This window comes from Pseudomonas bubulae (assembly GCF_900618535.1).
In the GTDB taxonomy this organism is placed as follows: domain Bacteria; phylum Pseudomonadota; class Gammaproteobacteria; order Pseudomonadales; family Pseudomonadaceae; genus Aquipseudomonas; species Aquipseudomonas bubulae.
In genome coordinates this window covers 1,445,269-1,468,827 of sequence record NZ_UYJA01000001.1, presented here as the reverse complement: position 1 = coordinate 1,468,827, position 23,559 = coordinate 1,445,269, and the positions used below count along the sequence as shown (strand labels likewise).

Below are 23,559 nucleotides of genomic sequence, written 5' to 3'. Positions count from 1 at the left end.
CAGGTCTTCAAATTTTATACGGTGCCCGCGAATGTTCAGACCGTTATCGATTTTTATCGGCACGCGCTATACCCGCGCCAAGCGCCGCAATCGTTTTGTTTCGTTTATTTCCATGACCTCGATGATCGGCCTCGCTCTCGGCGTGCTGGCGATGATCGTGGTGTTGTCGGTGATGAACGGCTTCCAGCGTGAAATGAGTAACCGCATCCTCGGCATGGTGCCCCACGCGACCATCGTGGGCGTCAAGCCCATCGATGACTGGCGCCCGGTGGCTGACGCGGCGATGAAAAACCCCGAGGTCACGGCAGCCGTGCCGTTCACCGAGCTGGACGGCATGCTGTCCTATAAAGGCTCGATGCAGCCGATCCAGATCAGCGGCATCGATCCGGAGCAGGAAGGCAAGGTCTCGATCGTGACCCAGCACATCGTGCAGGGCAGCCTCCAGGACTTGAAACCCGACGAATACGGTGTGGTGCTGGGCGATATTGTTGCGCGGCGCTTCCGTCTGGGCGTGGGTGACAAGATCACCCTGATCGTCCCCGAGGCCAGCACCGCGCCTGGTGGCATTACTCCGCGCCTGCAGCGGTTGAATGTGGTGGGTATCTTCAAGGTTGGTGCTGAACTGGATGGCACCATGGGCCTGATCCATATGGCCGATGCTGCAGCCATTCAACACTGGGAGCCGAACCAGGTGCAAAGCGTGCGCCTGGCGGTCAAGGATCTGTACGCGGCACCGCAGGTTTCACAGCAAGTGGCGGCCGGCCTGGGGGATGGTTACAAGGCTGACGACTGGACTCACACCCAGGGCAGCCTGTTCAGCGCCATGAAAATGGAAAAAACCATGATCGGTCTGTTGTTGCTGATGATCGTGGCCGTGGCGGCGTTCAACATCATCGCCACGCTGATCATGGTGGTGAACGACAAGGGCGCCGACATTGCGATCTTGCGCACCATCGGTGCCACGCCGCGGCAGATCATGGCCATCTTTATGGTACAGGGCACGGTGATCGGTATTGTCGGCACCTTGATCGGTGGCGTGCTGGGGGTGATTGCGGCGTTGAATGTCAGTGAACTGGTGGGCTGGATGGAGCGGGTGACCGGGCAGCATATCTTCAGTTCCGACGTGTATTTTGTCAGCAACCTGCCATCCGAACTGCAGGGCGGCGATGTGGCGCTGATCTGCGGTGCGGGCTTTGTACTGAGCTTTCTGGCTACGCTGTATCCGGCGTATCGGGCAGCGAAGATTCAACCGGCCCATGCGTTGCGGTATTCCTGATAGTTGAAGAGCAAAAGCCCCTCACCCTAACCCTCTCCCGGAGGGAGAGGGGACTAAAGGCAAAAGCAGTTCTGCGCAGCGCCACAAATCAGCGCCCTCTCCCTCCGGGAGAGGGCTGGGGTGAGGGCAGCTTTGCTGGCAGCTCCACGACAAACCGCGTTACCCCCTCTTTCGACTCACAGCAGATCTGCCCGCCATGGGCACGAATGATCGACTGGGTGATCGCCAGCCCCAGCCCCGCATGCTCACTGCTGCCTTCACGGCGTGCCGGATCTGCCCGGTAAAACCGGTCAAACAGGCGTGGCAGCAGTTCTGCAGGGATTCCCGTGCCCGTGTTCTCGATGCTGATGCGCGCAGTGCCCGGCAAAGCCTCAATCAGCACTTTGATCGCGCCACCCGCCGGCGTATAGCGCAAGGCGTTATCCAGCAGGTTGGAAAGGGCGCGGCGCAGCATGCTGCGGTCGCCTGCAAGAAGTGCATTGCCTTCGCGGGTCAGTTCAATGTGCGAGTCTTCGGCCAGCAGCGCATAAAACTCCAGTAATGCCTCCACTTCCTGACCCAGATCCAGGGCTTCGCGCCGAGGCGTAAGCAAGCCGTGATCGGCCTTGGCCAAATAGAGCATGTCGTTGACCAGTTGCGCCATCCATTGCAGCTCTTCAAGGTTGCTATGCAGTGCCTCGCGGTACTCTTCAATGCCCCGGGGGCGGGTCAGGGTGACCTGGGTGTGGGTCAGCAGGTTGGACAATGGCGTACGCAGTTCATGTGCGATGTCGGCGGAGAATGCCGACAATCGCTGGAATGAATCGTCCAGTCGCGCAAGCATGGCGTTAAAAGCCGTGGCCAGCTCTGCCAGTTCAGCGGGCATTTGTTCCTGAGGCAGGCGGGCGTTAAGCGAGTCGGCCGAAACGCTGGCTGCGATCGCGCTCATGCGGCGCAGAGGGCGCAAGCCGCTGCGGGCTGCCCACGCACCGAGAATCGCCGTGGCCAGTGCCGACAGGCCTACAGTCATCCAGATCAATCTCTGCATGCGCTGCAGGAAGTGCTGGTGGTGGGTGATATCCAGCAACAGGGTCAGATGCGGCGCATCGGGGCTGTCGGTCTGCGGTACCAGAACACGGTAATCGGTGCCGTTTATTTGCAGGCTGCCCAAGCCCGGGCGGGTCTCAAGCTCCAGTGGCAGGCGCGGTGAGCTGTCAAACCATAGATGCCCGTCCGGGCCGCGCACCCGTATCGCCAGGTCCGGCTGGTGGGCCAGATCCTGCATCAGGGCGGGCAGGCGCAGGGTGAAGCGTTCAAGGGTGTCAGCCCCTTGCAGCGTACTGCGTAGTACGGCGAGGCGACTTTCCATCAGTTGCTGGTCGAGCTCGACAAAATGCACCTCGCTGGCGCGCCCGAACAGCACCCCGGCAAACAGCGATACCACGGCGGTACAACCGGCAAACAGCAGCGCCAGGCGGCTGCTCAACGACAGGCGGCGCATCAACTGCTGCGCTCTTCAAGCACATAACCCATGCCACGCACGGTGTGGATCAGCTTCTGCTCATGGTTGTCGTCGATTTTCAGGCGCAGGCGGCGAATCGCCACTTCGATGACGTTGGTGTCGCTGTCAAAGTTCATGTCCCATACCTGTGAAGCAATCAAGGACTTGGGCAGCACTTCTCCCTGACGGCGTAGCAGCAGCTCCAGCAGGGCGAATTCCTTGGCGGTAAGGTCGATGCGCTGGCCGTTGCGCTCAACACGGCGGCGGATCAGATCCAGGCGCAGGTCGGCCAGTTGCAGGCTGGTCTCCTGGGGAGTGTTGCTGCCGCGGCGCAACAGGCTGCGAACCCGTGCCAGCAGCTCGGAAAAGGCGAACGGCTTGACCAGATAATCATCGGCCCCCAGCTCCAGGCCGTGGACGCGGTCAGCGACCGCATCCCGTGCGGTCAAAAACAGCACCGGCATGCTCAATCCGGCGCTACGCACCGCTTGCAGGATTTGCCAGCCATCACGGCCGGGCAGCATGACGTCGAGAATCAGCAGCGAGTAATCCCCGGTCAGGGCCAGGTGTTGCCCGGTAATACCGTCGGCCGCCAGTTCGGTGGTGAACCCGGCCTCGCTCAGGCCCTGGCGCAAGTACTGTCCGGTTTTGACCTGGTCTTCGACTATCAGCAGTTTCATGGTCGACTCATCATAAAAATTAACCTCAGCCTTATACCTTGGTGCAGGTTATGCAGGGTCAAGCTGACAAAGTTGTAATCTTGCAGTCAGTTGAATGCCAGTGCCGAGACTTTAAAGTAGCGCCAAGCCTGACATTTTTGTTTCTGGGAGTAAGTATGACCGCACGTATCCGTTTGTCGCTTGCTGGCTGTTTTTTGGCCTTGAGCCTGCCGGTAATGGCATCGCCTGCCGGGCATTTTGATTTTGGTCAGCCCGCACCTGCCGCCAGCGCCACGCGCACGGTTGAAATCGACATGACTGATATTGCCTTCACGCCAAAGTCGCTGGATGTGAAAGCCGGTGAAACGGTGCGTTTTGTCCTGGTCAACAAAGGGCAGTTATTGCACGAGTTCAACCTGGGCAATGCCGCGATGCACGCGGCACATCAGAAAGAAATGCTCGAAATGCAGCAAAGCGGCATGCTTACCCCGACCGGTATGGGGCATGACGGCATGGATCACTCGGCAATGGGCCACGGCGCCATGAATATGCCGGGCATGAAGCACGATGACCCCAACAGCGTGCTGGTCGAGCCAGGTAAAACCGCGGAGTTGACCTGGACCTTCACCCGCGCCGACAACCTGGAATTTGCCTGTAATGTGCCGGGTCACTATCAGGCTGGCATGGTCGGCAAGGTGAAAGTTGCGCCTTAAAACGTCCTGATTGTCGGTGAACGCTGAAAGCCTGGCTTAAACCCGATAGAATTACCGGGTTTTTCTAGCCAGGTTTTTGTCATGCATCCCGCCGCCGAACATTCCCCGCTGGGCAAGTCCAGTGAATACATCAGCACTTATACCCCGTCCTTGCTGTTCCCGATCCCGCGCGCGGCGAAATGGGCCGAGCTGGGGCTGAGCGCCGAAACGCTGCCTTATGTCGGCGTGGATTTCTGGACCTGCTTCGAGCTGTCCTGGTTGTTGCCATCGGGCAAGCCGGTGGTGGCCATTGGCGAGTTTTGCTTTGCCGCCGATTCGCCGAATATCGTCGAGTCCAAGTCGTTCAAGCTGTATCTCAACTCGCTGAACCAGACGGTATTTGCCGATACCCCGAGCCTTGAGGCTACATTGCGTGCAGATTTGTCGGCCGCATCCGGCAAGCCTGTCAGCGTGCGCGTACGCAGTCTGGATGAAGTTCAGGCTGATGGCGTAGCCGTATTGCCGGGTGTGTGCATTGATGACCTGGATATCACGGTCAGTGATTACGCGCAGCCGCGTCCTGAATTGCTCAAGTGCGACGATTCCCAGGTGGTTGAAGAAAGCGTCTACAGCCATTTGCTCAAATCCAACTGCCCGGTCACCAGTCAGCCGGACTGGGGCACGGTGGTGGTCGAGTACCGTGGGGCGGCGCTGGATCACGCCAGTTTGCTGGCGTACCTGGTGAGCTTTCGCCAGCATTCGGACTTTCATGAGCAGTGTGTGGAGCGGATCTTTCTCGACCTGCAGCGTTTGCTCAAGCCCGAAAAATTGACCGTGTATGCGCGCTATGTGCGCCGTGGTGGGCTGGATATCAACCCGTACCGCAGCACCGAAGCGGTCGAGTTCCAGAATGTGCGGTTGGTGCGTCAGTAATACGCTGTGACTCATGTGGGAGCGGGCTTGCTCGCGATAGGTCTATGCGGTTTGCCTGACAAACCGCGTCGCCTGAATCGCGAGCAAGCCCGCTCCCACAGAGTTTTGCTTAGCCGTTATTCAACGCCTTGGCCTGCTCAAGTACCGCCTCGACATGGCCTGGCACTTTCACGCCGCGCCATTGGTGACGCAACACGCCGTCCTTGTCGATCAGGAAGGTGCTGCGATCCACGCCAAGGTACTCCTTGCCGTACAGCTTTTTCAGCTTGATCACGTCAAACAGCTGGCACAGGGCTTCGTCCTTGTCGCTCAGCAACTCAAACGGAAAACCCTGCTTGGCCTTGAAGTTCTCATGGGACTTGAGGCTGTCGCGGGACACACCAAACACTTCGGTATTGGCCGCCTGGAACTCGGCGTAATGGTCGCGAAAACCCTGGCCCTCAGTGGTGCAGCCCGGCGTGCTGTCCTTGGGATAGAAGTAGATCACTACCTGCTTGCCCTTGAGCTGCGACAGGCTGACGGTTTTTTCACTCGTCGCCGGGATCTGGAAATCGTCTACGGGTTGGTCAATTGCAACAGCCATTGAGTCGGTTTCCTCACATCGGGTTCTGTGGGCGCCAAGGTTCGATCAGTGCGTCCAGGTTCAACGCGTCGGCGAAGTCGAGGAACTGATCACGCAGCCAGCTGATTTGCACGCCGGCCGGCAAGGTCACAGTGAAGGTGGCGTTGAGCATGGTGCCGCCGGTTTGTGGCGCCTTATAGGTATCGCACGTCAGGTTTTCCAGCTCGACGTTATGGTCCATGAAGAACTGGCACAGCTCGTTGATGATGTCCGAGCGGTAGGCCGAGCTGACATAGGCCACGTACGGCAGCGCCTGCGGGCGGGTTTCAAGGGCCGCACTGCGTACTACATTGACGCTGAACGCGTGCTTTTTGGCCAGCGCAGGCAAGCCAGCTTCAAGGCGTGCCAGGGCGTCCCAGCTACCGGTAACTTCCAGGACCAGGGCACTGCATTCGCCGTGGCGAGTCAAGCGCGAGGTCACGACAGCGCAGCGATTTTCATGGCTGGCGCGGCACAGCACGTTAGTCAGCTCCATTGGGTTGGCGCCAAGGGCACTGATGACAAGGAATTGTTCGCGAACTGTGGGGGTGGACATTCAACCTTCCTAAAACGATGAGCGGTCAGTACGGTCGATGGCAGGCAAGTTGAGTATCAGGTAACACTTGAGCGTCAGAAGCCCGTCAATACTGCGTTCCAGGCGGTTTGCAGGCTCTGCAAAACGTGCTCGGTGGCGTTTGGGCGGGGCTTTTGGCGCTTGCTGAGGGCCTGTGAAACAGACTTGCGCACACATCAGTACCAATCAAAGGCTGAAGGGTAGCGAAAAGCAACGCGAAGGGGAATGCTCATCGGGCGCGCTGTTGCTTGTGCAAGGGTCATGGCGCCAGTACCATTACGGCTCTCTTTTTCCGGCAGGAGCGGTTGCATGATTGCGGGCAGTATGGTGGCACTGGTCACACCTATGGATGCACAAGGTCGTCTTGATTGGGACGCTCTGAGCAAACTGGTGGACTTTCACCTGCAAGAGGGCACCAACGCCATTGTTGCCGTTGGCACTACAGGTGAATCGGCAACTCTGGATGTGAACGAACACATTGAAGTGATTCGTCATGTCGTCAAGCAGGTTGCAGGGCGCATTCCGGTGATTGCCGGCACGGGCGCCAACTCGACGCGTGAAGCGATCGAACTCACCACCAATGCAAAGGCCGCTGGCGCCGATGCATGTCTGCTGGTGACACCGTATTACAACAAGCCGACCCAGGAAGGCCTGTACCAGCACTTCAAGGCGATCGCCGAAGCGGTCGATATCCCGCAGATCCTGTACAACGTTCCGGGCCGTACCGCCTGCGACATGCTGCCGGCTACCGTCATTCGTCTTTCCACCGTGCCGAACATCATCGGTATCAAGGAAGCCACCGGCGACCTGACGCGCGTACCGGCCATTCTGGCAGGGGTGAGCAGCGACTTCCTGGTGTACTCCGGCGACGACGCCACCGCAGTCGAGCTGATCCTGCTCGGCGGCAAGGGCAATATCTCGGTAACCGCCAACGTTGCTCCGCGTGACATGAGCGACCTGTGCGCTGCTGCGATGCGTGGCGATGCCGACACTGCCCGCGCGCTGCACGAAAAGCTGATGCCGCTCAATAAAACCCTGTTTATCGAATCCAACCCTATCCCCGTGAAATGGGCGCTGCATGAGATGGGCATGATGTCGGACGGTATCCGTCTGCCACTCACCTGGCTCAGCGAGCCTTGCCACGAACCACTGCGTCAGGCAATGCGCCAGTCCGGTGTCTTGGTTTAATTGAGGAAGCACTACGCATGAAGCGATTGGCCGGACTTTCCGCACTAGCCGTGATTATTTCCAGCACCAGCGGCTGCGGTTGGCTGTGGGGTCAAGAGGGTTACTTCCGCGACCGTGGCAGCGACTACCTGGAGGCGCGTCAAACCGCTCCAATGCAGTTGCCGCCGGGTGTCCAGACTGACAAGCGCCTTGTACCGCTGTTGCCGATCCCCAGCAATGTGCCCGACGACAACGTCAAGGGCGAGTTTGAAGTACCGCGTCCACAGCCGTTGGCTGTAGCCGCCAGTGCCAGCGATTTCAGCCTGCAGAAAAGTGGCGACAGCCGCTGGGTCATGGCGCAGCGTTCGCCGTCAGAAGTCTGGCCGGTAGCGATGCAATTCTTCCAGGACAATGGCTTCCGCATCGACGAACAGCGCCCGCAAACCGGCGAGTTCACCACGAGCTGGCAGCGTGCTGACGAGCTTTCCGCTCCGATCGCCCGTCATGTGGGCAGCAGCGGCCTGGCCTCCGACAGCGAAACCCGCCTGCGGGTACGCATCGAGCCGGGTGTGCAGCGCAATACCAGCGAAATCTACGTGGTCAGTGCCAACCGCCCGGCCGGTAGCAGTGCCAACGTCGACTTTGGCAACCGCTCGGTCAACACCGGTCTGGATGCAGCCCTGGTTGATGAAATGCTGATCAGCATGAGCCGCAACGCCGAGAAGGGCGGTTCGGTTTCGCTGCTGGCTGCCCGTGATTTCGACACCCCTGCACGTGTGAGCCTGAACGAAGACGGCAGCGGCAACCCGGTGCTGACCCTGACCGAAGACCTCGACCGTGCCTGGTCCAGCGTAGGTCGTGCACTTGAACAGGGCGAATGGCGCGTTGAAGACATCAACCGCACGTTGGGCCTGTACTACATCAACCTCGCCGAAAAAGCCGAGAAGAAGGACGAGAAACCTGGTTTCTTCTCCGGTCTCTTTGGCAGCAAGCCGGACAAGGAAGAAGTTGAAGCCCGTGCCCAGCGCTATCAGGTTCGCCTGAGCAAGGTGGGTGAAAACGTGCAAGTGACCGTCGAAGAAAACATCAACACCGTTGCCTCGCCAGAAGTGGCGCGCAAGGTGCTGGGCGTTATCCAAGACAACCTGGGCTGATTGTATGCGTTTTGCCGTTCTCGGCAGTGGTAGCCAAGGGAATGGCACGCTGATAGCCAGCGACAGCACCTATGTACTGGTCGATTGCGGTTTCTCGCTGCGAGAAACCGAGCGTCGTCTCGCCAGGCTGGGCATCAGCGCTCACCAGCTGAGCGCGATTCTGGTCACCCACGAACATGCCGACCATGTGCATGGCGTGGGTTTGCTGTCGCGGCGCTACAATTTGCCGGTGTACATGAGTCGTGGTACCCAGCGCGGGATGCGCAAGCCTCTGGAGGCCGCCGGTTACGTGGCGGGTGGTCAGACGCTGCAAATCGGAGCCTTGAATATCAGTGTGACCCTGGTCGCCCATGATGCCCAGGAGCCCACCCAGTATGTATTCAGTGACGGCAAGCGGCGATTCGGCTTGCTGACCGACCTGGGTTCGTATTGTGCTGGCGTGCTGGACAGCTATCGCGACCTGGATGCGCTGATGATTGAAGCCAACCACTGTCGGGACCTGCTTGCCCGTGGTCACTACCCTGCGTTTCTCAAGCGCCGGGTAGGGGGCCAGGAAGGACATTTGAACAACCACCAGGCCGCAAGCCTGGTGGCCGAGTTGGGCTGGCAAGACCTGCAACACCTGGTACTGGCCCACCTCAGCAGCAAGAACAACCTGCCGCAGCTGGCCCGGCAATGTTTTGTCGACACCCTTGGGTGCGACCCGGACTGGCTGCAACTGGCCGATCAAGATTCAGGGCTCGACTGGCGCACAATCGCCTAGCCCACCTACTTAGCATGCGGAGCCCATCATGGAAAAACGTGAAGAACTCTATCGCGGTAAAGCGAAATCGGTTTACAAGACCGACGACGAAAACCGCTTGATCCTGCTGTTTCGCAACGACACTTCGGCGTTCGACGGCAAGCGTATCGAACAACTTGATCGCAAGGGCATGGTGAACAACAAGTTCAACGCCTTCATCATGCAGAAACTTGAAGAAGCCGGCGTGCCGACCCAATTCGACAAACTGCTGGGTGACAACGAGTGCCTGGTGAAGAAACTCGACATGATCCCGGTCGAGTGCGTTGTGCGTAACTACGCAGCGGGCAGCCTGGTCAAGCGCCTGGGTGTGGAAGAGGGCATGAAGCTCAACCCGTACACCTTCGAACTGTTCCTCAAGGACGACGCCAAGGGCGACCCGTTCATCAACGAATCCCACGTCGTGGCTTTCGGTTGGGGCACGGCCGAGCAACTGGTTCGCATGAAAGAACTGTCGCTCAAGGTCAACGACGTACTGAACAAGCTGTTCGATGACGCTGGCTTGCTGCTGGTCGACTTCAAACTTGAGTTCGGCGTATTCCACGACGGTTCCATCGTCCTGGGTGACGAATTCAGCCCGGACGGCTGCCGTCTGTGGGACAAGGCTACCGGCAAGAAAATGGACAAGGACCGCTTCCGTCAGGGTCTGGGCGACGTAATCGAAGCCTACGAAGAAGTTGCAAACCGCCTCGGCGTCCCGCTTTAAGCAGTAAAGGCGCGCAAGCAACTGATACAGCGCGGTTTTTTTGAAAAAAGGCTTTGCCATAATCAAAAACCGCGCTATTATTCGCGCCGTTGGAGAGATGCCAGAGTGGCCGAATGGGACGGATTCGAAATCCGTTGTACTGGCGACAGTACCTAGGGTTCGAATCCCTATCTCTCCGCCATTATTAAAAAGTCCTTATAAATCAATGATTTAGAAGGATTCGAAAATGGCGATTTGTAGCAGTGATTTGTAGCAAAATTTGTAGCGAATTTTGATTGCAAGCTGACCTACAGATCGCCATTTTTTTTCGCCTGCCGTTTGACCTTTCTGCTGCTCGTTCTGAGCTTCTTTGGCCTCCGTGGCTACCTATGCCTATCTGCTGATGTTCTGGTGCCTCTAGTGAGGCTCTGAGCCGTTATCCTGCTTGGTTCTGGATCGAGGTCGCTGAAGGTGCGGGGACTTGTACCCGTGCCTTTGGGGGCCGAAAAGCAGATCTATTTCGGATATGGTATCTCTGTCAGTGGGCAGACGTGCCAAAGCTGCACTGGCGTATGGGCCGTATCATCTGATACGACTTTTCTATTCCTCAAGGTTATACAGTAGACGTTTAAACGACTTGAAAGTTGGAGAAATGAATGGACAAGGAATATGTAGTGGATTTTGATGAGTGGGTAAAACCATTCGGTAAAGTTTCTCAACATTTGGATGAGGATTTTTCAAGTCTCTTGACAGAGCTGTTACACCTAATTAGGGGGACTAACGTCACACATAGCTCCGATAAAACAAACATCGAAGACAGCAAGATGAAGTTTGTGGCGAATATACATGCTGAATGGAAAAAGGCTGAAAAGTTGATTTCTTCGAATGTTTATGTCTGTCTTTGTGATATTGAAGAGATTGAGAAGAGGAAAATAAAATTTCACATTGATAAAGATTTCGAAAATAAGAAAATATGTATCAGGCAAATAAAGGATAAGTCTGTGCGTATTAGGATATTAAGGCGTTTTTATGATGCGATAGTTTGGTCGTTTATGCGAGGGGAACACTCTACTATAAGGAGGTTCTTTACTCCGTCTAATATTGATAATCTATCCAAGAAAAATATTGAAGATGGTTCTGGCTTTTTAGAAAAAGCTAACGCTGATAGATTTAATATTGCTATAAATGCCGATATTACTACGTTTATGCATTCTGGTGATGCTCTTGTATTCAATCCGTTTAAAGGGACTGCTTTGGTTGAAGTAAAGACCGGTCATAAGAACAGTAAAATATGCGAAGATGTAAGGAGGTATACCTCTCCCGAAAATCTTTCTCAGGTTGATGAGTTTGTTGCCGGCTTAAATGAGAAAGATAGGCAGCAGTTTGGTAGGATAAGAAAGCAGTTAGAGCTAAGCCGTAGTATTGTAGATGTATTAAATAACGGGATAGGGGTGGATTACAGCACGGGACAAAATGTGGTCACACCAACAACAAGTATCGCCTCGGATTTTTTTTCAACGGAAATTGTTTCTCTTTATGAGTCACTTTCCGAAAAGAAAACGTGGGCAATTGATGTTATAGATGAATGCCTGTATTTGGGAGTGTACTCGGACCAACGCTCGGCTATTTTAGGGTTTAACGGCTGGATGGGGGTGATGGAGTGTAAGTCTCCAGTCTTTAACATACTTGATTTTTTGAAGGACCCACTGGCACCGCCTCTACCTTATTTGGATTTACCGACACCATTGCTCGACGACATAATGAAAGATAAGGTTGTGGTTGTGATGTGTCTCGATGTTGTGGGTTTTATTGAAAATGTGAATGAAAAATACGGTGATTATCTGTTTTTTCTAGAAAAGAAAGAAAGTAGAAAGCATTTGGATAGCTTGAATGCAATGTGGTCATATAAAGGCCGGGTGGTTGGTTATAAAAACGGCACTGGTACCGGAGTGTTGGGTTATGGGGTAGTTACCCGAATTCTTTACGATTTTCAAAGACCGTTGAATATGATTGCCCAGCTCAAAGATTTAGACGCTAGGTCAGGCTCTGTCGGCGGAGCTTAATCACTCTAAGCATGTGTGGAATATATAAGTTAGGTAATTCCTACGGCGTAGGAATGATATTTTATTATGGCTTCATTTTTTCCATTATGCATTTTTTGTATTCGTCTGCGTCTGTATCTATTTTTGTTTTTGCTGCTTCCCAATGCTCTTTGTAAGTCGCCCTGTATCGCTCAATTAGTGTAAGGGTAATATTGTTAAGGTTTTGTTGTTTTACTTTATTGTCGGGTCTGCCGAACTCTCGCACTAATACATCGTTGGAAATTGATTTGCAGCCAGAAAACCCTGCTATCAGTTTCTTGGCGAGGCTTGAGGTCAATCTTAAATCGGGAAATTCCTCCATTTCTACCAATTTTATAAAAATAACTAAAAATTTTTGACGCTCTCTTCTTTTGAAACCGCCAACTAGACCGCCTATTTTTCCTGCATACTCCGCCTTATTCATGTTAGAAATCCTCTATTGTTCTTATACAATTACCATAGGTTTTGTATAAGTCAATGCTTCAAGGTTATATCTCCGAACCTATAACATTGCTTCGGGGATATGATTTGTAGGAAGTTGGATATTCTCATTATTTTCAATTTTGAACGTGACCAATACCCTGCGTTTTTTTGTGAAATTCATGTGAGGGCGATTTTTGAGTTTTTTCACTGTCGTTTTTTGCTCTGCTTTGTGGCAAATATAAACTAAGTGATTTACTTAAGGTTGACCCCTATTTAACTATTAAGGTTGAACCTTATATTTATTTTAATTTTGCTATTGACAATGTATTTTTCTGTTTGCAAGCCATAATTCGACGGTCGAAAAATTCGACATATTAAAAATATGGTATAAATTTGTAAATTTTTTTGAGCTTGTTTTTAAAGAAATTGTATTTTCAAAAAGGCCCGTTTTTTCTTACTGGTCCTCGACGCTTTCGGGGTATATGGGTTGCTTCGCTCAATGGATATCATTCACCGAATTTGATGAATGATAAAAGTGTGAAATTTTCATCAGGAAAGAAAGTGGATATGTATGTATACATACATATAGCTTGAGAGATATATCTCCGAAGCATAGTAAGCTGTGGGATAGGGTTGAGCACGCAATCACTTATTTTAAATGGGGCGTTTAACTTTGTGGTGTCTTCGTATCAATCGAGTAAATTCGAGCCGATTTTGACCATTTGCGTGTGTTCAATGGCTATCGTCTTATAGGTCTTAGGTGTAGGTATGTGGTTCGGATGGGAGGGAAGGGGGGATGGGGTGGAAAGAAGAAACACCCTCTCCGGGTGCTATTATCTGATATAGGCTATTTTGTCTCACCACTATAATGTTATTTTCGATTTTGCAATCTGTACCAAGTTGCACGACTAATGCCAAGCTCATCCCACGGGTTTCCGTTACCTGTGATTATTGCAGGTCTTCCACCCTTACCAACTAATCCGCCTTTGCGTCCTCTTATGGCTTGTATCTCGCTTGTGTGGGTTCTGGCGACATATTCGTCAAAGGTGCCACGGTTGAAGTTTCTATGCGTCCACTTGGCTACGCTTTTGGCCGTGTGCTTTACTTCGGAAATGTCCAACGGCGTAGTAAAATTAACGTTGTAGCCTGTGGCACGGTCTAGACAAGCGTTTAGCCATTGGTTGTAGTCGGGCCAGCCTTGGCGGATCGCCTTGTATGCCCACGCTCTTAATTGATCAAAAAGCATACAGTTGCGACCCAAACCGTATTCCTCGACGGCGTTCTGTTTGGCCTTTTCAGGCGTTAAATCAACGTAGTCAGCTAAGTCGTCCAAGGTGTATGGATCGGCCTGCCATTCGTGGACGATCCAGTGAGAATTGATCGGGTTCTTGCAGATCAACCCGGAATAGCCTCTGTCTGCTCCTAACCGACTACGCAAGCCCGCCTCAACGGCTGCCGCATAGCGTAAAGGGGCGGTTTTGCCGTCCATAGCAGTTCGGACAGGGGTTTGTAGCAGGTAGAGTAAATGAGCGTGCCCATTGGCCGGATTTCGAGCTATTAGGTTCGGAGCTGGTGCCCCTACGTGATCCCAGTGAATACCGGCGTCAGACCTATCCAAGTCAAAAACCATCCAATATCTATGCGTAGGGCCGTTAGGTTGCACAAGCCTTGCAAGTTTCGCTTTTTCTTTTTTGTTAATTTTTAAGCCGCTGAGTAAATCGTCAGTATGATAAGGTCTCTTTGGTAAGTAGTCCTCAAATAGTTTTACGCATCCCATTGTTATCCTCTTCTAAGTTGTTTAGAAAAAGAAAACCTTGGGAGATGACTTGACAATAATTTTTATAATGATTAAATGGTTGTGTTGATTAATTTTTTTTAAATTTTATTGTAGTATCGTAGCCACCTTGCAGGGTGGTTTTCTTTTTCTGCTTCCTTCAAGTTGCCACACTTTCAAGGTTTGTCAAACTTGGTTGGTAAAAAAGCCCGCTTGCTTGCGGGCTTTTCTATTTTATTCTTTGAGGAATTTTCTTTTGCACATGTTGTAGGCTATTTGGGCGTGAAATTTGCTGCCTCCATTTTTTGCGTTATATAAAACACAATCCTCAAAATTTCTCGGAGTTATGAATAGGTTGTAGGAAATTGTCAAGATAAAAATCGTTAGAGTGAATATAATAGCATTTCTTAAACTGGTATTTGAGAACTCAAAACGCATTTTCTGGTAGCCTCTCGAAGTCCATATTTCCGTTGAGCATTGTGTAGATTGTCAGGGATATATCGCTATATTGAATGCCTTGAGCTGTTTGGATTTGCTCAACGTCAAAGGGGTCTGACTTTGAGTTGCACCCATTCTTAATGTCTTTGTATTTAATTACATAGTTGCCCGGTTCAATTTTATTCATTTTGAATGTGCCCCCTGCTGGAATGTACGCCTCTCGGATTCCAGAAGATTTTCCATCAGTAGGGCGAGCAAGCTTAATGTAAATGTTTGAGTTGCCCTTACCATTGTCAATCGTAATAGTCGAATAACCATTGGCTCTAGTAATCGGTCCTACATAGGCAGCACGAGCGGGCCAAGCCTGTCCATTAGGGGCTTTTGTCATTTCAGGAGAGCACATGGTAGGAACTGTTGGCTTTGTAGGAGCTTTAACAGTCGGTGCTTGAGTGCCTGTAGTGTCCGTTGGTTTGATATAAGTTTGTGTTAAAAGCTTTTTACTTTCTTCCGGTGTTAAATTATATGCTTGCTGAAATGGCGATGTTTTCGTAGTTTCACTATTTTCTGTTGTTGTTTTAGAATTGTTATAATCTAAAAAGTGATCCCAGTATCCGGCAATCTTATTTTTCATATCTGTTGGAGTAAGCGTGTACCCCCAGCCTAGAAGTATCAATAAAGGTAGTATTGTCCTTGACCATTGAAACGGTTGTTTTTTAGAACTGGTGGGTTCTACCGGCTTTTTTTCCCGCCATTTATCTGAAGAGGCCGATGCTTGTGGCTGTGGCTGTGGCTGTGGCTGTGGCTGTGGCTGTGGCTGTGGCTGTTCTTTTTTTGGATCAACTCTATGAGCAGCTTTCCATTCTTCAAATCTTATCCATTTATCATGGTTGTCTCGTTTTTCTGGATCAGAGAGAACCTCATATGCTTCATTGAGATGCAGCATAATTTTAGCTGCTTGCGGATCGGGGTTACGATCAGGGTGGTATTTCTGTGTTAACGACTTGTAAGCTGCACGTATAACCTCTGGAGGGGCGTCCCGTGAAACTTTTAAGTTATCGTAATGGGTGCGGATTTTCATTGGCATATCCGTTGCGTTCAATGCTGGCAATTCTACCATTGAGATGCCATCAATCCAAGAATGGCGTTGAAGGGGATAGAGGCTATAAAGCCGCTATATTGCGGCTATTGATATGGGTCGTAAGGGTCTTGGAATGGGCTTGGTGGCTTGAGTTTTAGCAATCTTCGCCTTCTGGCTTCTTTCGCCTGCTGGGCTTCCTCTTTGTCAAATTCAACCACTTGTTTGTTTGTGAAGGTGTCGGATGCCCAAAGTTTTACTTTTTCTGTCAATCCTAGATCCACTTTAGCATGGTCTAATCCTTGCTCTTTTAGTTGTTCTCCGACGTTAAATAGGTAATCCTTTCGCTTCTCGGAACCCAAGCGGCTTGCCATTTTATAAGTGTTTTCTTTTAGTCTTTGGTAGTATTGGTCTGGGTTTTTATCGAGCCTCTTGGCTTCAAGTATTCTATCAACCAAAATGTCAAATTTCTTGATTAATGGTTCTAGCTCTATCTCGTAGACCTTAATTGCTCTTTCTAACACTGATTTTCTTTCGGTATCCTCTTCTATTTTCTTCCTTAGCTCGCGTAGTTCCTTGGTCATTTTTTCTTTGGCGGTTTTGAAGTTTACCCTAAGCTCTTCGGTTTTGTTTGTCTTCTTGGTTATGTCCTCGGACAGTATTTGCCTATCGTGGTCGAGCTTCGCATTTTCTTTCTGCTGCTCCGTGGCGTGCATCTCTAAATTTTGGATTGTATTCTGGTATGTTGAAACAGTATTTTGAAGGTTGCTTATCGTGGTGTTAAGCGTGACGATAGTGGTCTTTTGCTCGGTCAGCTCTTCTTTCTTCTGTGTAAGTTCCTGCTCAAGTTTTTCTACTTGTCTGGTGTAATAGTTATGGCTTCGCTCGCTCTTGGGTTTCTTGGCCTCCTGCTCAATCTTGCTTAGGAATTCCTGTTTTTCCTTGGTTTTAGGTAGGAATTTGGCTTGTAAACCATATGCAGCGGCTAATCTGTTAAAGTGTTCATAAAAGGCCGCCTGCATTACTTTTGACTTCCATGACTCGCGTTCTCGGATAAACCTATGGTTTTGCTTTTCTTCGCTACGGTTGGGAAGTTTGAAGTCTTCCAATGTTGGCGGCTCGGATATTTTGTCGAGGTGAGCTTTATTTCTAGCGTAGTATTGTGATGCGAATTCAAATTCTTGAGCTGAAAAATCATACTTCCCCGTCTTCTCATTTTGAAGGTCAAGAAACGCATGAACGTGGTTTGTTGTTTCGTCCAGATGACTGAATGAGAAAAGCATCTTGTTGTTAGGGAAGTTTTTTTGATAAAACTGGTGCATGGCTTTCTGCAAAAGATCTGTGTATCCCTTTGTGATAGCCAATTTATTGGGTTCAGGTATCACAAGGATGATTTCTTTAACCCTGTTGACCGTCCTTGATACGGCTCGATTTGGTGCGTTTTGCTCGATCTCTCGCTTCTTGGTGGTGTAGTTCTCTAGAAGGTCGATACGCTGAGCTACACGGCTGATTTTGTGCTGATTGAGTAGGGCGGCGTAGTCTCCGACTACCAATGGCCTTTCTCCCTCCATAACCGATGTGACGTATTCTTTTATTTGGGTGGGTTCGGTTGCGTTGATGAATTTCACCAGCTTCGATTTTAGTTTTCGGAGCTTTTCTTTTTCTGCTGCTATCTCGTCAGTCGCTTCTGTTGCTTTGAGTTTGGTTTGTAGTTGGTCGTTGAAGTCGGCCAGTAATTGCTCTGCCAGTTCCCTTGTTAATACCTGTTCAACGCCACCTACAATGGCGATATTTGGGTGGTCTGGATTAGGGTTGAATTCGAAGTCGTCATACTCGTTTTGGTCCAGTCTAAGCGAGTGTTTCAGCGAACTGTCCAGCCCCTTAAGGTTGGAATAGTTTCTGTCTCTTTTGGTCAGTGTGATTGTCTGCAAATTGGTGTCATTCATTTTATCCTCAGTGGTGGGTTTGTTTTTGCTCTTGGCTTTTGCTTCTGTCCTGCCGACTAGGAACCTGCGTTAACCGTCACATCTTTTGCGTAGCAAAAGTGGGATGGTTAACATAGCAGGTATGCTTTAAAGGGCTTCTTTGAGAACTTGAACCATATACATATATTGAACCACATAAAAAATGTATATCAAGCATGATGGTGTGGGTAGATTTGTATGGGGGGTTGGTTGGGTATGTGCGTGTGGTGTAGTAATCTTTATTATGGCTATCTAGTCTACATGTTATCTATATATTGATAACTAAAGACGTGTGTGGGTGCGTGCGTATACATGAGGCGTATGCGGGGGGAGTGTATTATGCGAGATGAATTTTTAAAAAAGACACTCGTTTAGAAAAGGTCAAAAGCTCTTCTGGTGGGTAAGAGCTTCGAAGCCTTTGATTATTGTTTTGGGTTTTAATGTGTAACGCTTGCGGTTTTAGAGTTTTAGCTTGTATTTTAGTTTATATATTGCATCGTGTTTTTGCTTAGGGCTTGGTCCTGCACTATACACGTCAAATGTGATGGTTCCCGTCTCATGTCCAACGATTGATGCAATGAGTATTCCGGGCACGTCGGCACGTTGTAATTGAGTGATAACGGTCTTCCGGAAACTGTGGAAAACAAATTGGCTGTTATATTCAAGTTTGGTTTTTAATCGGCCAAACTGTTTGCTGAGTGCGTCGGAGCGGTTGCCGTATTTGTTTCCTGCTGGAGAGCTAATCAAGAAACCGTCTTTTGAATTACGGATCAATTTTTCTACAGTTGCCTTAATTGCGGGATGTATCGGGGTATGTCGCTCACTGGCCGCAGTTTTCCCATCATAGAAGTAGAAGCATTGAACGCCTTCTTCGGTAACTATGTCTTGGATTTGAAGCTGGCAAAGCTCTTCAATTCGTGCTCCGGTGTGAGCACCTAAAAGAATTAGGTCTGTGAGGATTTCACGGTTTTTGGTGGCTTTGGCTGCCTCATAGAGCTTTGTAACGTCTTCCGGGGTGAAAGCCTTCCTATCTGTTGAACCATCACCCCTCTTGCTGCGATTTACTGGAAAGTCGTGTTTTTCAAACGGTGATTGTTGGTCGCGGTGCAGCTTCTTAAAGTTTTCGTCGTGCTTAATGGCCCACTTCCAAAAACTTGACCCTGCGAATAGGTATTGTTTTTTAGTCTTAATGGAAAGGTTGAGCGTATCGAGATAGCTGGCAATGCTTTCGTGGTTGAGGTCGCGTTGTTCTGCCTCAAGCCAAGCATTCATCAATTTCAAGCGATTTGCCTGCGTATCTACAGTCTTTTGGATAATCCCCTTGGTGTTAGCCTGATACGCTTCAAATGACGCGATTCTGTTTGTTGTGATAGGCGACTTGACGTTGTAGTTTTTTGGGCTGTCGAGAATTGATTTTACTTCGTTGATACTTTCGATGCTGATTGGTTGACCAATCGTAATTAGATAATTGTGCATGACTTTGTTCAATCGAATAAAGTCATTGAACCTTTCAATTTTCTGCTCAAGAGAAATTCCTTCGCCTCGCTCTAACCATTTTTCCTTGAATGTATCAAATTCAAGGTAGGGTCTTTCGCCACACGGGTCAAAATCGGATTCAAATGCCTCCTTTGGACTTTTCCATTTTTGAGCATTTGAAATTAGGTCAAAAGTTTCACTTTCGATTTGGTGAAATTTCTCTTGGGTGAACGTGAGGTCTAGTTCATCGGTTTGATTGCCGATGACGATGTTCATCAAGCCCGATTGCTGGCGGTTCTCTATCAGCTTCGAGATGTCGTAAGATTTTTCCGCCAATTCGTCAGGGGTTGACCCTGCGACGAGCTTCCTAGCGTTCGCAATCAACTGCTTCCAGACTTGTAGGAACGCTAGTTTTTTCACCTGAGCTTCGGCCTTGCTCCCGGTCTTCAGCGACTCGGTGAATTCGGTTCGATTGAGGATGTGCCTAACGTCCTTGGGGATGCTTAAGCGGACGTGCCAATTTCCTGACCGTAGAACTAGGTTGTCGCTTGCCATTTTCGTCCCTAAGCCTTGGGTGTTGATGCCGAAAAGGTAGCTGATTTTTTCTACAATTTGTAGCAAAAATTTGTAGCAAAATGGCCTATTGTGCCTGTAATCATTGGTTTTAAAGGGCTGAATGTCCGGATTCGGAAAGTCCCTATCTCTCCGCCATTATTGAACAAGACGAAGCCCCTGAAATGGTTGAACATTTCAGGGGCTTTTTCGTGGGCGTCGATAAATGCGGTGCCCATTTCCCCTCAGGCAGACACCACCCGGTTGCGCCCGCTTTCCTTGGCACGGTAAAGGCGTTCGTCGGCCAGTTTTAGTACTTGCTGCGGTGTCATTGGCGCGCCGGCCTTGCTGGCAACACCTATGGAGATTGTCAGGTTGCCGACTTGCGGTATGCGAGCGTCTGCGATGCTTTGGCGTATGCGTTCGGCGATGGCTCTGGCCGTTTCTTGCGTGGTATCCGGTAGCAGCAGCGAAAATTCCTCCCCACCGCTGCGACATGCCAGGTCGTTTGCCCGTGAGTTCTGCTTGAGGATTTCGGCAACCTGCTTGAGTGCAACGTCGCCAGCGTCATGCCCGAATGTGTCATTGACCCGCTTGAAATGATCAATATCCAGCGCCAGTACCGTGTAGGGCTGCTGGGTCTGCTCCAGCACGCTCAGTAGTTCTTCCATGGCCCGGCGATTGGCCAGGCCGGTGAGAGGGTCACTTTGCGCCTCGTGGCTGAGGCGGCCAAGCTTTTGCTGCAGCAGTTGCACGCCCGCCAGCATGGCCTGGCGGATGGCCGAAGCATCGTGGTACCAGGCGTTGATACGTTGCAGCAACTCCGTAGTCTGCGGCGCGGACAGCTGTTGCGCCGCGGCAGACAGCAGGCGCAGGGGCCGGGCGATCAGCGTTGTGCCGACGAATACCAGTACCATCCCCAGAAGCCCGGCCGGAATCATGCCCATGATCATGTCGTGCATAAGCCGGCGCAAGGTCGCCTGACTATGCTCCCTGGGTTGTTGCACCACTACCGCCCAATTGGAGTCCGGGACCTGGCTGTAACCTGCCAGCATTTCGACGCCTTCGGAATTCCTTATTTCCATCGAACCGCGTTCGCCGCCCAGGGCCGCATCAACCGCAAAGTTTTCACCAAGCACTTCAGAGATACGCGCAGGATTGGGGTGGTAGAGCAGTCGACGATTGCTGTCGGCCACAAACGCAAAAGTGCCTTCGTGATGAAAGTGGCTGCTGATGACGGTGTGCAAGGCACTTTGATCAAGCAGGTAAATAGACCCGACCACGGCGCCGAGAAACACACCGGCCTTGCTGAAAACAGGTTCTGATACGAATACGATCAAGTTGCCCTGGCGGGATACATAGGTCGAGCTGACCAGTGCCCGGCGCTCTTGGAGTGCTTGCCTGATACCGCTGGCCGGGACGTTGGAACCGACAATCTGCGCCTGTGGCGGATTCGAGGCCAGGACTTTGCCGTTGGCATCGAGGATTTCGACGGAGTTGAAATACTGATCCTGTGCCTCCAGCCTCAAGGCTTCTTCATGCAGCACCTGGGGATCGTCCCAGTGCTTGCCGAGGATTTTGGCGCTGTAGTTCAGGTTGTTGTGGGCTGCGCGCAAGAACTCACCAATGCTGGAGGCAACTTTTGCCGCATAGGCAGCATTGGACTCCAGGGTCGAATGGATCAGGGCGTCGCGTTGTACGCGATAGGCCACCACAAGGCTGTTGCACAGGGTCGCCAGGACTGACGCCAGAACAATGCAGAGGATCAGGCCGCGCAGGTTTACGGGCAATGGGCGTGATGGTTTAAAGCTGTCGGTCATGGGCATGTTCGATAAGCGCAAAAAAACTTGAATAGAGGTTTGGACTCCAGAACCTGGCGGTGCGCAGGTCACTAGCAGAGTAGGTAGGGGTGAGCGCTCTGTCACACCCGTAAACAAGAATAATTGCTGAACTGCGGCTATCGCCCGCTTGCGGCCGACGGCGGGTGCCAATCACCAGTCGGTGGATTTATGCGTCATTGGTATAAGTGCTATCAATAAAGCCGCGTTTATCAATGAATTCCTACGCGCTAAGTTACTTCTGTATTGAATACGCGCACACCTCTGGTGGCCGTTTCCTACAGAAGTTTTAACTTGAAAGGGAGATTTCTGTGACGTTTACGGTGCTTAAAGCCACGTTTATGGCCGCAATGGTCGGCATGTCCGCCGCGGAGGCGGGGGACTACAAGACCAACCCGTTCACCCTGACCTACGCGGGTGCGATCACTCGCAACGAGCCAGGCAAAGTCAATATCCACCCGGTCACCTACCAGCTCAATGGCCTGGACATCGCCGCCAATGTGTACACCCTCGCCAATTACGATGCGGGCAAGAAATACCCTGCCATTGTCGTCGCGCACCCCAACGGCGGGGTCAAGGAGCAGGTGGCGGGCCTGTATGCCCAGCGCCTGGCGGACAGGGGCTATATCACCATCACCGCCGACGCCGCCTACCAGGGCGCCAGCGGCGGCCAGCCGCGCAATGTCGACAAACCTGCCAACCGTGTTGAAGACATCCACGGCATGGCCGATTTTATTGCCAGTTACCCCGGTGTTGACCCCCAACGTCTGGGCTTGCTGGGTATCTGCGGCGGCGGTGGCTATGCCTTGAAAGCCGGGCAGAGCGACAAGCGTTTCCAGTCGATTGCCACTGTGAGCATGTTCAATTCAGGTCTGGTACGCCGTAATGGCTTTATGGATTCGCAACTGGACACCCTCCAGGAGCGTCTACAGCAGGCCTCCGCTGCCCGTGCCCAGGAAGCGGCAGGTGGCGAAGTAATCTACACCGGCGATGTCAAACTTACCGACGAGCAGATCGCCAAGCTGCCCTTTGATCTGTATCGCGAAGGTTTCGAGTACTACGGCAAAACCCACGCCCACCCCAACTCGACCTTCAAATACACCCTCAGCAGCCTGATGGACCTGATGAGCTTCGACGCCACCAACCAGCTCGAATTGCTCAACAAACCGTTGCTGATGATTGCCGGCAGCAAGGCCGACACCCTGTATATGACCGAGCAGGCGTTCGCCAGGGCCACGGGCACCCAGGACAAGACACTGTTCAAGATTGATGGTGCGACCCATATCCAGACCTACTGGGTGCCTGAATATGTGGACACTGCCATTAACCAGCTGGCTGATTTCTATGCCAGAACACTCTGATTCCGGGAGGTTTGCATGAAGCGGACACTGTGGACACTTGCCATGTGTGTTGCGGCCCCCCTTGCGGGTGCCGCCGGATCGTCAGCCGTTGACGACAAGGCCCGGGCGCAGCAGATCACACGCAGCGCCGACCAGGCCTCGACAGCGGGTCCCGAGGACTACTTTACCGGGCAGGTACGGGTCGATCCGCTGTTTGCCGCCAGCGAGGAAATCAACGCTTCGGGCGCCTACGTCACCTTTGCGCCGGGCTCCCGCTCCGCCTGGCACACTCACCCGGCAGGACAGCGGCCGGTGGTGGTGTCCGGCGTGGGACTGACCCAGGAGTGGGGCAAGCCGGTGCAGCAGATTCACCCCGGCGATGTGGTGGTTTGCCCACCGGGCGTCAAACACTGGCACGGCGCCGCAGCGGATGGTGCCATGACTCATCTGGCCGTCACCGGCAGCGTGGACGGTAAAAGCGTGACCTGGATGGAGAAAGTGACGGATGAGCAATACCAGAACCGTTAAGTTTCAGAGCCCTGCCATGCTGGCTGCGGGGTGGACGGGCAAAGCCGTGA

At 51.9% G+C, this 23,559-nt stretch carries 19 protein-coding genes, 1 tRNA gene and 1 pseudogene; 11 read left to right on the top strand and 10 right to left on the bottom strand.

The annotated features are described in order from the left end of the window. Positions 1-31 precede the first annotated feature (31 nt). Positions 32-1,276 (top strand): lipoprotein-releasing ABC transporter permease subunit, encoded by a 1,245-nt coding sequence (locus tag PPTH39_RS06465; RefSeq protein ID WP_095002195.1) that lies wholly within the window; start codon positions 32-34, stop codon positions 1,274-1,276. 88 nt (positions 1,277-1,364) lie between these two features. On the opposite strand, the gene PPTH39_RS06460 is transcribed toward PPTH39_RS06465, so the two are convergent. Both PPTH39_RS06460 and PPTH39_RS06455 read right to left on the bottom strand, forming a co-directional pair. Then, positions 1,365-2,756, bottom strand: a complete 1,392-nt coding sequence (locus tag PPTH39_RS06460; RefSeq protein WP_130871780.1) for a heavy metal sensor histidine kinase — start codon at positions 2,754-2,756, stop codon at positions 1,365-1,367. Continuing rightward, positions 2,756-3,436 (bottom strand): heavy metal response regulator transcription factor, encoded by a 681-nt coding sequence (locus tag PPTH39_RS06455; protein WP_095002193.1) that lies wholly within the window; start codon positions 3,434-3,436, stop codon positions 2,756-2,758. Before PPTH39_RS06455 ends, PPTH39_RS06460 begins: the two co-directional genes overlap by 1 nt. Positions 3,437-3,591: 155 nt before the next feature. Between PPTH39_RS06455 and copI the strand changes: the two genes are divergently transcribed. Both copI and queF read left to right on the top strand, forming a co-directional pair. After that, a complete protein-coding gene (gene copI, locus PPTH39_RS06450; protein WP_095019362.1) occupies positions 3,592-4,128 on the top strand; it encodes a copper-resistant cuproprotein CopI in 537 nt (178 codons plus the stop codon). 81 nt (positions 4,129-4,209) lie between these two features. After that, positions 4,210-5,040 (top strand): NADPH-dependent 7-cyano-7-deazaguanine reductase QueF, encoded by an 831-nt coding sequence (gene queF, locus PPTH39_RS06445; protein ID WP_095019361.1) that lies wholly within the window; start codon positions 4,210-4,212, stop codon positions 5,038-5,040. Between the two features lie 109 nt (positions 5,041-5,149). On the opposite strand, the gene PPTH39_RS06440 is transcribed toward queF, so the two are convergent. Both PPTH39_RS06440 and PPTH39_RS06435 read right to left on the bottom strand, forming a co-directional pair. After that, on the bottom strand, positions 5,150-5,623 hold the full coding sequence (locus tag PPTH39_RS06440; RefSeq protein ID WP_095002190.1) for a peroxiredoxin: 474 nt from the start codon (positions 5,621-5,623) through the stop codon (positions 5,150-5,152). 13 nt (positions 5,624-5,636) lie between these two features. Then, complete coding sequence (locus tag PPTH39_RS06435) at positions 5,637-6,197, bottom strand: glycine cleavage system transcriptional repressor (RefSeq protein ID WP_130871779.1); 561 nt, start codon at positions 6,195-6,197, stop codon at positions 5,637-5,639. Positions 6,198-6,524: 327 nt separating this feature from the next. On the opposite strand from PPTH39_RS06435, the gene dapA reads away from it, so the two are divergent. The 6 genes from dapA (at position 6,525) to PPTH39_RS06405 (ending at position 12,083) form a co-directional block, all read left to right on the top strand. Further along, entirely contained in the window at positions 6,525-7,403 is an 879-nt protein-coding gene (gene dapA, locus PPTH39_RS06430; RefSeq protein ID WP_095002189.1) for a 4-hydroxy-tetrahydrodipicolinate synthase, read from the top strand. A gap of 17 nt (positions 7,404-7,420) precedes the next feature. Then, a complete protein-coding gene (bamC, locus tag PPTH39_RS06425; protein ID WP_095020284.1) occupies positions 7,421-8,536 on the top strand; it encodes an outer membrane protein assembly factor BamC in 1,116 nt (371 codons plus the stop codon). A 4-nt stretch (positions 8,537-8,540) separates the two neighbouring features. Beyond that, the gene (locus PPTH39_RS06420; RefSeq protein ID WP_095002187.1) at positions 8,541-9,299 is read left to right on the top strand and encodes an MBL fold metallo-hydrolase; all 759 of its coding nucleotides are present in this window, start codon (positions 8,541-8,543) and stop codon (positions 9,297-9,299) included. A gap of 28 nt (positions 9,300-9,327) precedes the next feature. Then, on the top strand, positions 9,328-10,041 hold the full coding sequence (purC, locus tag PPTH39_RS06415; protein ID WP_019410660.1) for a phosphoribosylaminoimidazolesuccinocarboxamide synthase: 714 nt from the start codon (positions 9,328-9,330) through the stop codon (positions 10,039-10,041). Between the two features lie 91 nt (positions 10,042-10,132). Then, positions 10,133-10,222: transfer RNA gene (locus PPTH39_RS06410), tRNA-Ser, on the top strand. A gap of 454 nt (positions 10,223-10,676) precedes the next feature. Then, positions 10,677-12,083: a hypothetical protein gene (locus PPTH39_RS06405; protein ID WP_130871778.1), complete on the top strand. Its 1,407-nt coding sequence runs from the start codon at positions 10,677-10,679 to the stop codon at positions 12,081-12,083. A gap of 64 nt (positions 12,084-12,147) precedes the next feature. Here PPTH39_RS06405 and PPTH39_RS06400 read toward each other — a convergent pair whose 3' ends face one another. From PPTH39_RS06400 to PPTH39_RS06375, 6 genes are all read right to left on the bottom strand, one after another. Further along, positions 12,148-12,525, bottom strand: coding sequence for a hypothetical protein (locus PPTH39_RS06400; RefSeq protein ID WP_046071426.1), 378 nt, complete (start codon positions 12,523-12,525; stop codon positions 12,148-12,150). An 870-nt stretch (positions 12,526-13,395) separates the two neighbouring features. Next, entirely contained in the window at positions 13,396-14,301 is a 906-nt protein-coding gene (locus tag PPTH39_RS06395) for a replication initiation protein (protein ID WP_130871777.1), read from the bottom strand. A 424-nt stretch (positions 14,302-14,725) separates the two neighbouring features. Beyond that, positions 14,726-15,814, bottom strand: coding sequence for a J domain-containing protein (locus tag PPTH39_RS06390; RefSeq protein WP_198417397.1), 1,089 nt, complete (start codon positions 15,812-15,814; stop codon positions 14,726-14,728). Between the two features lie 104 nt (positions 15,815-15,918). Further along, positions 15,919-17,757 (bottom strand): hypothetical protein, encoded by a 1,839-nt coding sequence (locus PPTH39_RS06385; RefSeq protein ID WP_046071428.1) that lies wholly within the window; start codon positions 17,755-17,757, stop codon positions 15,919-15,921. Positions 17,758-18,234: 477 nt separating this feature from the next. Continuing rightward, positions 18,235-19,806, bottom strand: a complete 1,572-nt coding sequence (locus PPTH39_RS06380; protein ID WP_130871776.1) for a site-specific integrase — start codon at positions 19,804-19,806, stop codon at positions 18,235-18,237. 242 nt (positions 19,807-20,048) lie between these two features. Then, positions 20,049-21,623 (bottom strand): sensor domain-containing diguanylate cyclase, encoded by a 1,575-nt coding sequence (locus tag PPTH39_RS06375; protein WP_130871775.1) that lies wholly within the window; start codon positions 21,621-21,623, stop codon positions 20,049-20,051. Positions 21,624-21,952: 329 nt separating this feature from the next. Here PPTH39_RS06375 and PPTH39_RS06370 point away from each other — a divergent pair, with 329 nt between their 5' ends. Continuing rightward, on the top strand, positions 21,953-23,002 hold the full coding sequence (locus tag PPTH39_RS06370) for an alpha/beta hydrolase (protein WP_130871774.1): 1,050 nt from the start codon (positions 21,953-21,955) through the stop codon (positions 23,000-23,002). A 15-nt stretch (positions 23,003-23,017) separates the two neighbouring features. Beyond that, positions 23,018-23,497, top strand: a pseudogene (locus PPTH39_RS06365) ((R)-mandelonitrile lyase); the annotation flags it as partial. Positions 23,498-23,559 lie beyond the last annotated feature (62 nt).

Coding starts and splice junctions, on each gene's coding strand:
- PPTH39_RS06465 (WP_095002195.1), top strand. CDS start 32: ATGTTCAGACCGTTATCGATTTTTATCGGCACGCGCTATACCCGCGCC.
- PPTH39_RS06460 (WP_130871780.1), bottom strand. CDS start 2,756: ATGCGCCGCCTGTCGTTGAGCAGCCGCCTGGCGCTGCTGTTTGCCGGT.
- PPTH39_RS06455 (WP_095002193.1), bottom strand. CDS start 3,436: ATGAAACTGCTGATAGTCGAAGACCAGGTCAAAACCGGACAGTACTTG.
- copI (WP_095019362.1), top strand. CDS start 3,592: ATGACCGCACGTATCCGTTTGTCGCTTGCTGGCTGTTTTTTGGCCTTG.
- queF (WP_095019361.1), top strand. CDS start 4,210: ATGCATCCCGCCGCCGAACATTCCCCGCTGGGCAAGTCCAGTGAATAC.
- PPTH39_RS06440 (WP_095002190.1), bottom strand. CDS start 5,623: ATGGCTGTTGCAATTGACCAACCCGTAGACGATTTCCAGATCCCGGCG.
- PPTH39_RS06435 (WP_130871779.1), bottom strand. CDS start 6,197: ATGTCCACCCCCACAGTTCGCGAACAATTCCTTGTCATCAGTGCCCTT.
- dapA (WP_095002189.1), top strand. CDS start 6,525: ATGATTGCGGGCAGTATGGTGGCACTGGTCACACCTATGGATGCACAA.
- bamC (WP_095020284.1), top strand. CDS start 7,421: ATGAAGCGATTGGCCGGACTTTCCGCACTAGCCGTGATTATTTCCAGC.
- PPTH39_RS06420 (WP_095002187.1), top strand. CDS start 8,541: ATGCGTTTTGCCGTTCTCGGCAGTGGTAGCCAAGGGAATGGCACGCTG.
- purC (WP_019410660.1), top strand. CDS start 9,328: ATGGAAAAACGTGAAGAACTCTATCGCGGTAAAGCGAAATCGGTTTAC.
- PPTH39_RS06405 (WP_130871778.1), top strand. CDS start 10,677: ATGGACAAGGAATATGTAGTGGATTTTGATGAGTGGGTAAAACCATTC.
- PPTH39_RS06400 (WP_046071426.1), bottom strand. CDS start 12,525: ATGAATAAGGCGGAGTATGCAGGAAAAATAGGCGGTCTAGTTGGCGGT.
- PPTH39_RS06395 (WP_130871777.1), bottom strand. CDS start 14,301: ATGGGATGCGTAAAACTATTTGAGGACTACTTACCAAAGAGACCTTAT.
- PPTH39_RS06390 (WP_198417397.1), bottom strand. CDS start 15,814: ATGAAAATCCGCACCCATTACGATAACTTAAAAGTTTCACGGGACGCC.
- PPTH39_RS06385 (WP_046071428.1), bottom strand. CDS start 17,757: ATGAATGACACCAATTTGCAGACAATCACACTGACCAAAAGAGACAGA.
- PPTH39_RS06380 (WP_130871776.1), bottom strand. CDS start 19,806: ATGGCAAGCGACAACCTAGTTCTACGGTCAGGAAATTGGCACGTCCGC.
- PPTH39_RS06375 (WP_130871775.1), bottom strand. CDS start 21,623: ATGACCGACAGCTTTAAACCATCACGCCCATTGCCCGTAAACCTGCGC.